The sequence below is a fragment of the Rheinheimera soli genome, from assembly GCF_021290985.1.
GTDB lineage: Bacteria > Pseudomonadota > Gammaproteobacteria > Enterobacterales > Alteromonadaceae > Pararheinheimera > Pararheinheimera soli.
On the sequence record NZ_JAJOYU010000002.1, the window covers coordinates 232,365 to 244,771 of the forward strand.

A 12,407-nucleotide genomic window follows, 5' to 3' on the forward strand; every position below is an offset into this window, starting at 1 on the left:
CAAAACCTGGCGGTTTTGTAAATTACTCCCCTAAGCGCGGATGCATTTTAGCCGCGCTTGGGGAATTTGGGCAAGCAAAAATTCGGCTGCAACTAAATTTAGCTTAAGCTTTTAAGTGCCTTGCATGAAAACGCAGATGTTCTTCAATAAAGCTGCTGATAAAAAAGTAGCTGTGATCGTAACCAGGCTGCAAACGAATTTGTGCGCCACTTTGGCTGCGCTGATTAGCTTCGATTAAAGATTCAGTACGAAGCTGTGACGGGTAAAACTGATCGCCCTCGCCCTGATCAATTAACATCGGTAAACTGCTTTGTTTTTGCGCCAGCAAGAAACTCGCGTCGTATTGCAACCACTGGCTTTGATCGCTGCCAAGATACGCAGTAAAAGCCTTTTTGCCCCAGTCACACTCTGTCGGCTGACAAATAGGTGAAAAAGCCGACACTGAGCGATAAGCCCCAGCTTCGCGTAAAGCAATCACTAAAGCGCCATGGCCGCCCATCGAATGACCACTGATGGCTTTGGCTTTTGTCACAGGTAAATGTGCTTCCACCAAAGATGGCAGTTCACGGCTGATATAGTCGTACATCTGATAATGGGCTGCCCATGGCTGTTGTGTCGCATTAACATAAAAACCAGCGCCCTGACCTAAATCATAAGCGGCATCGTCTGCTACATGCTCACCTCGTGGGCTGGTGTCGGGGATCACTAAAGCTATACCCAACTCTGCTGCAACACGCTGCGCACCAGCTTTTACTGAAAAATTTTCATCAGTGCAGGTTAAGCCTGATAACCAGTACAGCACTGGTACTTTTTGTTTTTCAGCTGCTGGCGGTAAATAGACAGAAAAGTGCATCACGCCTTTGACGGAATCTGAGTGATGCTGATATTTAATCTGGCGGCCAGCAAACACTTTATGTTCGGATAACTGAATTAACGTCATTGCTTTATCCTTATGCAGATGAAGCCCGGCGAACCGGGCTTTTAATGAAAATGAATTCCCACTTTAGTTGGGATTGCGGCTAAGCAAAATTGTAGGGGCGGGTCTTGTACCCGCCCGTCTGTAATGCCAATCAGATGTCAGATAGAGTCTCCCCTGCCCCATTTCATCCAATACCATATTTTAACCAACCACATTACAGCTGCCAAAAAAAGCTGCGGCTTCAACTACCAGGAGTTAGAAATGTATAACGGTACGAATTGATTTGCCTTCGTGCATCAAATCAAAAGCTTCGTTGATTTGCTCCAATGGCATGGTGTGAGTGATAAAAGTGTCGAGTTCAAACTCACCTTTTAAATAACGCTCTACATAATCAGGCAATTCAGAGCGGCCTTTGACACCACCAAAAGCAGTACCACGCCATACACGACCTGTGACTAACTGAAATGGACGGGTAGAGATTTCAGCACCAGCAGGTGCCACACCAATAATCACCGACTCGCCCCAGCCTTTATGACAACACTCTAAGGCCGAACGCATCACGTTGACATTACCAATACATTCAAAAGAGAAATCAACGCCGCCGTCTGTCATTTCAACAATCACATCCTGAATAGGCTTGTCGAAATTTTTCGGGTTAATCACATCAGTAGCACCCAGCTGACGGGCAATATCAAACTTAGACTCGTTGATGTCGATAGCAATAATGCGGCTGGCTTTGGCCATCACAGCGCCAATAATGGCAGATAAACCTATGCCACCTAAACCAAAGACCGCAACAGTATCACCCTCTTTTACTTTGGCAGTATTCATCACAGCGCCCATACCTGTGGTGACGCCACAACCTAATAAACAAACCTTTTCCAAAGGCGCTGCTTTATTGATTTTGGCTAACGAAATTTCCGGCAGCACAGTGTATTCAGAAAAAGTAGAAGTGCCCATATAGTGATAAATAGGCTGACCGTCTTTGGAAAAACGTGTGGTGCCATCCGGCATTAAACCCTGACCTTGTGTGGCGCGAATGGCCTGACACAAGTTAGTTTTACCAGATAAACAGAATTTACATTTGCCGCATTCTGGCGTGTATAAAGGGATCACATGGTCGCCCACCGCCACGCTGGTGACGCCCTCGCCTATAGCTTCAACCACACCACCACCTTCATGGCCCAGAATACAAGGGAATTTGCCTTCAGAATCCTGACCCGACAAGGTATAAGCGTCGGTATGACAAACACCGGTCGCCACAATACGCACCAGTACTTCGCCTTTTTGTGGTGGCATTAAATCCACTTCTTCAATTTTTAACGGTTGACCCGGGCCCCAGGCCACAGCAGCACGTGTTTTGATCATCTTCATCTGAATTCTCCAGTTTGAGTTGTCAGTCAGTATAACCCATTGTAATTTTTTCTTAATCGATGATAATCCCTGCAAATAACAAATGAGTTTTGCATAAATGAAAGAATGGCAAGGCATCAGCGAATTTGTGGCCGTGGCAGAACTTGGCAGTTTTTCTAAAGCTGCCAAAGTCTTAGGCATTTCAGTCGCTCAGGTTAGCCGCACAGTGCTGCAATTAGAGCAGCGGCTGAACTGCAAGCTGGTGCTTCGCACCACCCGCCAGGTCCGGCTGACTGAACAAGGCACTTTGTATTACCAACATTGCCGCGCTTTGGTCAACGGTTTGCACCAAGCCAATCAGCAGATCACCAGCTTGCAGCATGAACCTTCAGGCGCGATAAAAATTACCGCCCCTGTTTATTATGGCGAGCAATTTATTGCACCTTTGCTGCATGAGTTTTTATTACGTTACCCCAAAGTGCAGCTGGATTTACAGCTGACCAACGATCAACTGGATTTAGTGCAAGGCGGTTTTGACTGCGCCATACGCTTAGGAACTCTTAACGATTCCAGCTTACAAGCCAAAGCCTTAGGTAAACGCACTTTGTATTTATGCGCCAGCCCCAACTATCTGCAAAAATTCGGCACCCCAGCTACTGTGGCCGAACTGCATCAACACCGCTGTTTAGTTGGCTCTGTCGATTTCTGGCGTTTTGAGCAGCAAGGTCAAAAACTGCAGTTTAAGCCCCAGCCTTATTTGCGCTGCAATAGCGGAGTGGCGTTAACAGATGCGGTACTCAAAGGCTTAGGCATCACTCAGTTGCCGGATTATTACCTGCAGCCGTTTTTAGAAGACGGTCGTTTAGTGGCCTTATTGGCAGAGCAACAACCGTCCGACGAAGGCATCTGGGCTTTATATCCACTGAACCGCCATTTGCCCGTCAAAGTGCGCTTACTACTCGATTGGTTGCAGCAAGGTTTGGAAAGCTTTCCAAAACTGACAGGCTAGATCTTTATTTGTCGTGTTTTTATTTGTCGTACTGGTCGTACTGAGGGTTAAAAGTTACTATGATTGATAGAACTGATGCAGCAAACAAGTGATTATGTTGAACTTTCCTCTTATCGTTAAACTATTGCAACAACGCTTGCCCAGTCTGATGGCTGTGTATGCTTTTGGCAGTCAGGTCGCAGGCACTGCAGACAAGCACAGCGATTTGGATTTAGCAGTACTGGTGCCAGGTTATGCCGATGTGATTGATTTATGGGATATCAGTAGCGATCTCGCAGAGCTGCTGCACTGTGAAGTGGATTTGCTGGATTTTCGTGCAGCATCTACTGTGATGCAATACCAAATTTTGACCAAAGGACAGCGCCTTTACGCCGTCGATCAACAGGTTGGCAGTTATGAAGCCACGCTGCTGTCAGCAATGACCACACTGAACGAAGCCCGCGCCGGACTCTTGGCTGATATTAAAAAGGATGGGTCTGTTTATGGCCGTTAATAATGACTCACTGCCTTCTGGTAAACAGCTTTCTGGTGAGCAGCCCTCAGGTTAACAGCTTTCTGATACGCTGCCTGATGACGTGCTGCTCAACAAGGCTGCCACTATTGAGCGCTGCATCCACCGCGCTTTGGAAGAATACAATAAAAACCCTACAACTTTTGCCACAGACTTTACCCGTCAGGATGCGGCAATTTTGAATATTCAACGCGCTTGCGAAGCAGCTCTTGATATGGGCCAGCATCTTATACGCCATCATAAGCTTGGCGTGCCGCAAAGCTCTCGCGATGTGTTTAGCCTGTTAGCCACAGCTGATTTTATCCCGGTTGAACTTGCCGACAATCTGAAAAAAATGATTGGTTTTCGGAATATAGCGGTGCACGAGTATCAACGCTTGCAACTGGCAGTGACCGAACATGTCATTTTGCATCGTTTACAGGATTTTCAGCAGTTATGCCGGATTTTGCTTGGGGACAGGTTTGAATAACGAGTTTTAATTGTTCACGGCATCGAGTTTAAAGCAGGTCTGTCAGGTCTCTCAAAATATAACTTTCCAACTCTTTATGCATACCACTAACCTGATAGCAATTACCTTTTTTGACAACTGAAAATCTATCCTCGTACAGTACTTTTTTTGTTTTATCACAATTAAGGGCCTTAAAGTGTGTTATCTCCCCACGCTGATACAGTTCAAACGTTGCAACCACATTGCCAATAGGAACATAGGTCTTTTTAAAGATTTCAGAATCACTCTGAGGGCAGTCTGAAAAAAAATCTGTAGGGATGGCAATCACATATATCATGTTTTTACCTTTAAGCAGGGGAATGTCTTTACTAATGTGTCGACTTAACTTTATTTTCTGACCTAACTTTAAAACTCCTTTATGACTTTTAGTCACAACTACTCGCTGCACAGAATTCAAGCACGTCATATCGTTATTGCTGGTATAGGTAAGATCATCGACCGTAATTTCAACAATATCTAGCGAGCCCTTTGTAACTTGAGCATTACTTGGGGAATACAATACGAGACTTTCTGCAGCCGACAAACCACAAAAAAACAATAACACTAGAAGAATATTACAATCTAAATTTTTCATATACTTCCCCTCCACAACACAAGATTTTCAGCATCAGTCCTAGCGCTTTGCCTCGTCAACACCAGTATCAAAAGTATAAAAGGCGGATGCAACAATCCCGTCCAATCGACATCAACCATGGTCTCATTGCCACGTTCTGCTTTGACAATAACCACAGATTTTTCATCATGAATGCAATGATCCGCTATTGCCCAAACCTGATACTAAAACAACTACCGCTTTGATCGCCCGGCCTGTACTCTAATTGAGCGTCCTGTACCTGCAATAAGGCCCTTGATAAAGGCAAGCCAATGCCTGAACCTGTTGCCTTAGTGGTAAAAAACGGAATAAAAATTTGCTGCGCTACTTCCGGCGGGATACCTGGTCCACTGTCGCTGATATCCAATTGCCATTGCTGTTGTGCCGTGCGCTCGAGCGTCACAGTAAGTTGTTTTTGCTCGCTGTGCTGCATCGCATCCAGTGCATTTTGCAGCAGGTTAATCAGTACCTGCTCCATGAGCGCTTCATCCAGCCATAACAGGGCCTTAGCGGGGAAATCCGTCTTTAGCTCAACTCCGGACTGACTGATGGCATCACGCTGTAAGGCCAGACAATTTTTGACAATAGCCACCAGATTGGTCTGTTGTAAATTCGCTTGTACCGGCTGGCTTAGCTGTTTAAACGACAGGATAAAATCGGCCAAATGCTGGCCGCGCCTGTGAATGGTCGTCAGCGCTTCGCTGAGATCTGCATGATCATCCTGAGTTAACAACGTATCGGCGACCGGCAAAATCTGCTGGCAGCTTTGTGCCAAAGACGCCATAGGAGTCACAGAATTAGCAATTTCGTGGGTCAGCACCCGGGTTAGTTGCTGATAAGCCTGCACTTCTTGCTGAAGCAGTGCCTGATTAATACTTTGCAGCGTCACCAGTTTACGCAACTGGCCCTGAATACGGGTGCATACTATGCTCAGCGCCAGCCGGTCTATGTAGCCTCGTTGTTGCCAGTGCAACTGGCCCTGATAATGCGTTGTGGTGCTGTGCAGCATAGCGGCCAGTTGCGCTAAATTAACCTCATCAAAGCGGCCTTTTTGCAGCTGTTGCTGCTGTGCTTTTGACAACAAACGCAGCGCTGCAGGGTTAGCCTGTAACAGTTGTCCATCAGCTGAAAATTCCAGTACTGCGATATCCAACTGGCTTAGTAAGGTTTGCAAATACTGTGCTTTGGCTTCCGCTTGCTGGCGGCTATTGCCTAATTGCAACTGAACCTGGGCCAGCAACTGTTGCAGTTCTGGCTGGTCGCGCAGATTTAACGAAGTATCCTGATTTGCCAAAGCTTTAAGCACCAATGCAGTCTGGCGCTGGCGGGTGCTGCACTGTTGCCAAATCAACCAGGCTGCTAATACCGCGGCCAAAGTTAGAACGACGGCAAAGGCCGATGCTCCGCTTTGCCATTGCTGCCAAGCTAAAATCAGCAGTAGAGCAAAACTACTAAGCAGTAACAGCAAACGAGTGTTAAAGGCCATATTTTTCCAACCGCCTGTATAAAGCGCCACGGGTTAAACCCAGCGCTTTCGCTGCCTGACTGACATTGCCCTGATAATACTGCAGCGCTTGGCGGATGGTTTTTTCTTCAACAAATTCGAGGAAAAAATCTGTGTCCGCTGTTTGCTCCGACACTGTGCTTATAGCTGGTGTCAGCGCTGAACTTTGCAACTGACTGAAATCCAGCATATTAGCTTCAGCCAATACCACAGCGCGCTCTACCGCATGTGCTAATTGACGCACGTTACCTGGCCAGTCGTAACTCTGCAGAGTGCGCTTATCGGCAGCGGTGATCTGCAAACCGTCGCGCTGATAACGCTGGGAATAATGCTGCAGATACCAATCGAGCAACAAAGGGATATCTTCCTTACGCTCCCGAAGGGGTGGCAACACCATCTCCACTGTATTGATACGGTAGAGCAAATCCTGGCGGAAGCTACCCTCTGTCACCGCCTGATAGAGGTTTTCGTTAGTGGCGCAAATTAAACGAATGTCCACAGCCACAGCCTGACTGGCCCCCACAGGCACTACAGTGCGGTTTTGCAGTGCAGTCAGCAGTTTGGCTTGTTGTGGCAGGGCCAGATTGGCTAGTTCATCCAGCAATAAGCTGCCACCATTGGCTTCAACAAAACGGCCGGCATAGTCGCTTTTGGCGTCGGTAAAGGCGCCCTTTTTATGACCAAACAACTCACTTTCCAGCAAGCTGGTGCTTAAACTGCCCATATCCACACTGACAAAAGGCGCAGCAGCGCGTTTGGAGGCCTGATGAATAGCCTGAGCCACCAAAGCTTTGCCTGTGCCGCTTTCGCCCAGAAGCAATACATTGGCATCAGTGGCCGCTACTTTTTCAATGGTGCGCAGCACCTGCTGCATGGCTGGGCTGTCACCTAAAAGTGGAATAGTGTCAGTGGCAGTGTTTTCGGATGCAGCGCGAAGCTGGGCTGCGTTGGGCAGAGCTGTGTTGAGCAGAGGTGTACTGAGTTGGCTGTCGCACCGCCTGTAGCAGCGTCTGCAATAACTGCTCATTCTGCCAGGGTTTTGCAATAAAATTAGCCGCCCCACTTTGCATAGCTTTTACCGCCAACGGCAAGGCCGCATATGCTGTCATCATCACTACTTTTAGCTCTGGCTGCGCCTTTACTGCCTGTTTTAAATAAAACAAACCTTCTTCGCCACTTTGGGTATCGCGGCTGAAATTCATATCCAGCAACAGCACATCAAAAGGCAGGCCGTCTGGCGGATCCTGCAGCGTACTGACTAATAAAGCAGGCTCATGTAAGGTCACGACCTGAGCAAAATGCTGCTTCAAAAAAATACGACTGGCGATCAGAATGTCGTGGTTATCATCCAGTACCAGTACCTTATAGGGCTGTTTCATAACTACGTCCTTGCGGTTGATTTCAGAACCCTACCGAAAACGCCATGCCTTCGCAACAGTCTTTTAAATCCAATAGCTTAAGGTTTTTTCACACTGTCCACTTATGGACAGTGGGTTGTATCACCAGCGGACAGTTTCAAACAATCAAAAACAATAAATCATTGATAAACAACAACTTAAAATCTGGCACAGCCATTGCGTTATAAAGCTCACAGAACACGATTTTTTGGAGCATACCAATGGATAAAAAAATCACTCCCACAACCCGGCGTCGTCTGACAGCACCAGCTATCGTGGTTGCAATGCTTGCAGGCACAGCCTGGTTTGGCAGTACCTGGCAAGCCAGTGCTCAAATGTCATTGGCTTTACCACTAAGTTCAGTCAGCACAGCCCTGGTACAACAGCAAAGCCTGCAGGAAAGCATAGCGCTGCGCGCCAATGTAATGCCACAGCAGACGGTGTATCTGGATGTGATTGAAGGTGGCCGGGTCGAAGAAAAGCTGATTGAGCAGGGTCAGTTTGTTACCCAAGGCCAGCCTCTGGTCAAGCTAAGCAACACTGCGTTACAGCTGGATCTCATCAGCCGAGAAGCTCAGGTCACAGAGCAGATGAATTTTCTGCGTAATACCCAAATGACCATTGAAACTAACAGATTAAACCTGAAACGTGATGTGCTGGATATTGAACATCAACTGGTGACACTGAAACGCAATCTGGCCCAGACAGAGCCATTGGTCAAAAGTGGCGTGTTGGCCAAAGAAACACTGCTGAATTTGCAACAGGATTTACGCTATCAGCAAGAGCGCCTGAAGCTGACACAACAGCAGCAGAAGCAGGACGAAGCCATTCGTAAACAGCAATTAAGCCAGTTAAGTGAAAGTGTGGCTATGCTGACCAAAAACCTCGAATTTGCCCGCCAGAATGTGCAAAACCTGTTGGTGCGGGCTCCGGTCAGTGGTTATCTGAGCGAGTTTAACGTTGAGGCTGGTGAATCCCGCGCTCCGGGCAGCCGCATGGGTCAAATTGATATACCGGACCGCTACAAGTTAGTCGCCAGTGTGGATGAATTTTATTTAAGCCGTGTCAGCACGGGCATGCAAGCCAATGCCAGAGTGAATCAACAGGACTTGCAACTGACGGTCAGCAGGGTTGACAGCAGGGTAGTCAATAACCAATTTCAACTTGAATTTACTCTGCCGGGTGAACACAAGGTGAAACGTGGCCAGTCGGTGAACTTAACACTGCAACTCGAAGCCCAGCAGCGTGATGCCTTGGTACTGCCACGCGGTGCTTACCTGACCGACAGTGCTGGCCAGTATGTGTATGTACTCGACAGCAAAACAGCCACTGCGCGCAAACAAGCCGTCACTTTGGGTAAACAAAGCGCCAACCAGATTGAAATTATCAGCGGCCTGAACGCTGGTGATCAGGTGATCATTTCCGGCTATCGCGATTTCGCACAAGCCGATACTATTCAACTGCAACACTAAGGACAGCCTTATGATCCAGTTACAACAATTAAACCGCGTATTTCGTACTGCAGAGCTTGAAACCACAGCACTGAACCAAATTGATTTAGTGATTGAACAAGGTGATTTCGTTGCCATTATGGGCCCTTCCGGCTGCGGTAAATCTACCTTACTGAGCATTCTGGGCATGCTGGACAGCCCGAGCTCTGGCGCTTATTTGTTTCAGGGCACCGACATAGCCCATTACAGCGAAAAACAATTAGCACAGCTGCGCAAAACCCAGCTTGGTTTTGTGTTTCAAAGCTTTAACCTGATTGATGAGCTGACGGTATTTCAGAATGTTGAACTGCCGTTGCAGTATCAGGGCGTAGCCGCCTCAGAGCGCAAAAGCCGGGTGGAAGCCATCTTAAAACGTATGCAAATTGATCATAGGGCCGATCATTTGCCATTGCAGCTCTCTGGTGGTCAACAACAACGTGTCGCGGTAGCCCGTGCTTTGGTGATCAACCCTGCGCTGATTTTAGCCGACGAACCTACAGGAAATTTAGACTCCAAAAACAGTGAAGAAGTGATGCAGATGCTGCGTCAGCTCAACCGCGAAGGTACTACTGTGGTGATGGTGACTCACTCTGAACATGAATCACGTTACGCCAGCCGTATAGTACGGATGCTGGATGGCCAAATCATTACCGAGCGCGCGCTGGAGGCCAAATATGCTTAACTCACTGACAATGCTGGGTAACTATTTCATCACTGGCGTGCGCGCCGTACTTCGGCATAAAACGCATTTGGCGCTGAATCTGCTGGGGTTAACTACGGGGCTGGCTTCGGCCTTGCTGATTTTACTCTACGCCAGTTATGAGCTGGGTTATGACAACATGCACCCGAATGCCGAAAACAGCTACCGGCTGGAGCAGTTTTTTCTGCCGGTGAACCAGCGCTTCCCAGTTTCCAGCCCAGCAATGAAAGCAGTACTGGAAAACTATGACAAGCGGATTAAAGTGACCCGGATCAACACAGGGGCGCCAGAGTTAAGCATGACAGGTTCAAACCAAAAACTATCTCTGGAATGGGCTCAGGCTGTGGATGCTAATATCACGGATTTTTTCCAGATTGAGGTGCTGCAAGGCGACTTAACTGCGGCTTTAACCCAGCCAAATCAAATCGCCTTATCTGAACAGGAAGCCTTGCGGTTATTTGGCAACACTACTGTACTTGGCCAACAATTGCAGCTTGGCGAACAGCGTTATAGCATCAGCGCTCTGTATCGTATGCCTGAACAAAGCCATTTTCAGGCGGGCTCATTGCGCCGGATCAGCGATGAAGTGGCGGCCGGTCGCCTTGCCGTGAATAACGTCTATAGCTATATCCAATTGCCAGCCGATTTTGATCAAGCCGCTATGCTTGGCGAATTAACCACTCAGTTGAATCAGCAAGCGTATGAAGGCGGCAAAGTGACTGAACTGCAACTGCGCGCACTGACGGATATCCATTTGCATTCCAGCCTGGCTTATGAATTTAAAGTCAATGGTTCAGCCGGTACTGTACATATTTGTCTGGTATTGGCGGCCTTATTACTGCTGATTGCCGCCATTAACTTTATTAATATGAGCACAGCCCGAGCGGCAATGCGGGCTAAAGAAGTAGGTGTACGCAAAGCCTTGGGGGCCAGCCGTAGCCAGCTGTTTGTGCAGTTTATGCTGGAATCCTTACTGATCGCCTGCTGTGCTGGTTTACTGGCCGCTGTCGCAGTGGAGCTGGTATTGCCAGAGTTTAACCTGTTGGTGAACCGCCCTCTTCAGCTGAATTATGTCGGCAATTTTGGCCTGATTTTGCTGGCGAGTGTGTTCAGTGTCGGTGTACTGGCAGGTGTCTATCCGGCGGTATTTATCTCAGCCTTTGATGCGAAAAAAGTACTGAGTGGTGATTTTCAACGAGGCAACACCGCTGTGTGGTTACGTAAAGGATTACTGGTGCTGCAGGGCGCTATTACTATAGGTTTACTGGTATCAAGCGTTGTGCTGCAACAGCAATTACAACTGTTGCAAAACCAGAGCACAGGCTATCAGCGCGAAGCCAGATTAATGGTCAATGGTATGGATAACAGCCTGTTGTTTCACGCAGACAACCAAAACCTGTTACAAAGCCTGCAAAAGGTAGAAGGCGTCAATGCAGTATCTCTACTGGATATGCAAATCACCGATACCATTTCTCAGGCGATGGATATTCAGCTGCCAGGCCAAACTCAAGACACTGAGCTGCCACCTATTTCGCAGATGGGCACAGGTTTTGATATTGCCAAAACCGCGGGTCTGACCTTGCTGGCGGGTCGCGATTTTAGCGAAACCTATCAAAGCGACTGGTATAAAAGACATGGCGATCATGCCACAGCGGCAGTGATCATTACCGAATCGCTGGCACGTAAAGCGGGCTACGAAAATCTGCAGGATGTGATTGGTCAGCAATGGCTGCTGCCCGGAGATGTTCCCGTACTGCGTATGCAGGTGGTGGGTGTGGTTGCAGATATTCAGATCGGGTCCGCCTTAAAACAACAAGAGCCTTTAATTTTGATTTGCGGCCGCTCTCCTATGACGTACGCCAATATACTGCTCAGTATGCAACCAGAACAGGCCCTTGCCGCCCGTGCCAAAGTACAAGACCTGCTGACTGAGCGCCTGCAGCGTCAGGACTTAAAACTAAGCTGGTTGAGTGATGACTACAATGCGATTTACCAAAACCAGCAACGTCAGGGCAAAGTCATAGCGATATTTGCCGCGCTGGCCATAGCTTTAACTTGCGTTGGTTTATTTGGTCTGGCAGCTTTTAGTGCCGAGCAACGTTCACGCGAGGTGGCAATGCGTAAAGTACTGGGCGCAGGACGTTTTAATCTGGTGAATTTACTTGCCAGCGAATATATAAAGCTGATGGCTGTAAGCGCAGTGCTGGCAATACCCGCCACCTTTTGGGCGCTGAACAGCTGGCTAAGTGAATTCAGCGTCCGTATCAGCCAGAGCCCGTTGTGGTATCTGCTGGCGGCAGCGACGACCTTTGCAATTTGCTGGTGTACAGTTGCGGCATTGGCCTGGCAAGTTGCAGGACGTAAACCGGCTATGGTGTTAAGGCAGCAGTGATACAGCCCCATCTAAAACGTTAATTCTGTGGT

Annotated in this window: 12 protein-coding genes; 6 read left to right on the plus strand and 6 right to left on the minus strand. The window is 48.0% G+C overall.

All coding sequences use genetic code 11. From position 1 onward, the window contains the following. Positions 1–103: 103 nt before the first annotated feature. Positions 104–940, minus strand: coding sequence for an S-formylglutathione hydrolase (fghA, locus tag LSG37_RS03235; RefSeq protein WP_233078414.1), 837 nt, complete (start codon positions 938–940; stop codon positions 104–106). A 234-nt stretch (positions 941–1,174) separates the two neighbouring features. Continuing rightward, positions 1,175–2,284 carry an S-(hydroxymethyl)glutathione dehydrogenase/class III alcohol dehydrogenase gene (locus tag LSG37_RS03240; RefSeq protein WP_436286413.1) on the minus strand — a complete coding sequence of 370 codons (1,110 nt, stop codon included), beginning with the start codon at positions 2,282–2,284 and terminating at the stop codon, positions 1,175–1,177. A gap of 106 nt (positions 2,285–2,390) precedes the next feature. On the opposite strand from LSG37_RS03240, the gene LSG37_RS03245 reads away from it, so the two are divergent. From LSG37_RS03245 to hepT, 3 genes are all read left to right on the plus strand, one after another. Then, positions 2,391–3,281 carry a LysR family transcriptional regulator gene (locus LSG37_RS03245; RefSeq protein WP_233078415.1) on the plus strand — a complete coding sequence of 297 codons (891 nt, stop codon included), beginning with the start codon at positions 2,391–2,393 and terminating at the stop codon, positions 3,279–3,281. Between the two features lie 94 nt (positions 3,282–3,375). Next, complete coding sequence (mntA, locus tag LSG37_RS03250) at positions 3,376–3,774, plus strand: type VII toxin-antitoxin system MntA family adenylyltransferase antitoxin (RefSeq protein WP_233078416.1); 399 nt, start codon at positions 3,376–3,378, stop codon at positions 3,772–3,774. An 82-nt stretch (positions 3,775–3,856) separates the two neighbouring features. Further along, positions 3,857–4,261, plus strand: coding sequence for a type VII toxin-antitoxin system HepT family RNase toxin (gene hepT / locus LSG37_RS03255; RefSeq protein WP_233078417.1), 405 nt, complete (start codon positions 3,857–3,859; stop codon positions 4,259–4,261). A gap of 28 nt (positions 4,262–4,289) precedes the next feature. Here the strand turns inward: hepT and LSG37_RS03260 are convergent, their stop codons facing one another. From LSG37_RS03260 to LSG37_RS03275, 4 genes are all read right to left on the minus strand, one after another. Beyond that, positions 4,290–4,874: a hypothetical protein gene (locus LSG37_RS03260; protein WP_233078418.1), complete on the minus strand. Its 585-nt coding sequence runs from the start codon at positions 4,872–4,874 to the stop codon at positions 4,290–4,292. Positions 4,875–5,058: 184 nt separating this feature from the next. Further along, the gene (locus LSG37_RS03265) at positions 5,059–6,378 is read right to left on the minus strand and encodes a sensor histidine kinase (RefSeq protein WP_233078419.1); all 1,320 of its coding nucleotides are present in this window, start codon (positions 6,376–6,378) and stop codon (positions 5,059–5,061) included. Further along, positions 6,368–7,270 (minus strand): sigma-54 interaction domain-containing protein, encoded by a 903-nt coding sequence (locus LSG37_RS03270; protein ID WP_233078420.1) that lies wholly within the window; start codon positions 7,268–7,270, stop codon positions 6,368–6,370. The genes LSG37_RS03265 and LSG37_RS03270 overlap by 11 nt, the downstream gene beginning before the upstream one ends. Positions 7,271–7,301: 31 nt before the next feature. Then, entirely contained in the window at positions 7,302–7,775 is a 474-nt protein-coding gene (locus LSG37_RS03275) for a response regulator (protein ID WP_233078421.1), read from the minus strand. 239 nt (positions 7,776–8,014) lie between these two features. Here LSG37_RS03275 and LSG37_RS03280 point away from each other — a divergent pair, with 239 nt between their 5' ends. From LSG37_RS03280 to LSG37_RS03290, 3 genes are read left to right on the plus strand one after another with little or no spacing between them, the layout of a single operon-like run. Further along, positions 8,015–9,265, plus strand: coding sequence for an efflux RND transporter periplasmic adaptor subunit (locus LSG37_RS03280; RefSeq protein ID WP_233078422.1), 1,251 nt, complete (start codon positions 8,015–8,017; stop codon positions 9,263–9,265). Positions 9,266–9,275: 10 nt separating this feature from the next. Continuing rightward, a complete protein-coding gene (locus LSG37_RS03285; RefSeq protein ID WP_233078423.1) occupies positions 9,276–9,965 on the plus strand; it encodes an ABC transporter ATP-binding protein in 690 nt (229 codons plus the stop codon). Further along, entirely contained in the window at positions 9,958–12,375 is a 2,418-nt protein-coding gene (locus tag LSG37_RS03290; protein WP_233078424.1) for an ABC transporter permease, read from the plus strand. The genes LSG37_RS03285 and LSG37_RS03290 overlap by 8 nt, the downstream gene beginning before the upstream one ends. The last annotated feature ends 32 nt before the right edge of the window (positions 12,376–12,407 follow it).

Coding starts and splice junctions, on each gene's coding strand:
- fghA (WP_233078414.1), bottom strand. CDS start 940: ATGACGTTAATTCAGTTATCCGAACATAAAGTGTTTGCTGGCCGCCAG.
- LSG37_RS03245 (WP_233078415.1), top strand. CDS start 2,391: ATGAAAGAATGGCAAGGCATCAGCGAATTTGTGGCCGTGGCAGAACTT.
- mntA (WP_233078416.1), top strand. CDS start 3,376: ATGTTGAACTTTCCTCTTATCGTTAAACTATTGCAACAACGCTTGCCC.
- LSG37_RS03260 (WP_233078418.1), bottom strand. CDS start 4,874: ATGAAAAATTTAGATTGTAATATTCTTCTAGTGTTATTGTTTTTTTGT.
- LSG37_RS03265 (WP_233078419.1), bottom strand. CDS start 6,378: ATGGCCTTTAACACTCGTTTGCTGTTACTGCTTAGTAGTTTTGCTCTA.
- LSG37_RS03270 (WP_233078420.1), bottom strand. CDS start 7,270: ATGCAGCAGGTGCTGCGCACCATTGAAAAAGTAGCGGCCACTGATGCC.
- LSG37_RS03275 (WP_233078421.1), bottom strand. CDS start 7,775: ATGAAACAGCCCTATAAGGTACTGGTACTGGATGATAACCACGACATT.
- LSG37_RS03280 (WP_233078422.1), top strand. CDS start 8,015: ATGGATAAAAAAATCACTCCCACAACCCGGCGTCGTCTGACAGCACCA.
- LSG37_RS03285 (WP_233078423.1), top strand. CDS start 9,276: ATGATCCAGTTACAACAATTAAACCGCGTATTTCGTACTGCAGAGCTT.
- LSG37_RS03290 (WP_233078424.1), top strand. CDS start 9,958: ATGCTTAACTCACTGACAATGCTGGGTAACTATTTCATCACTGGCGTG.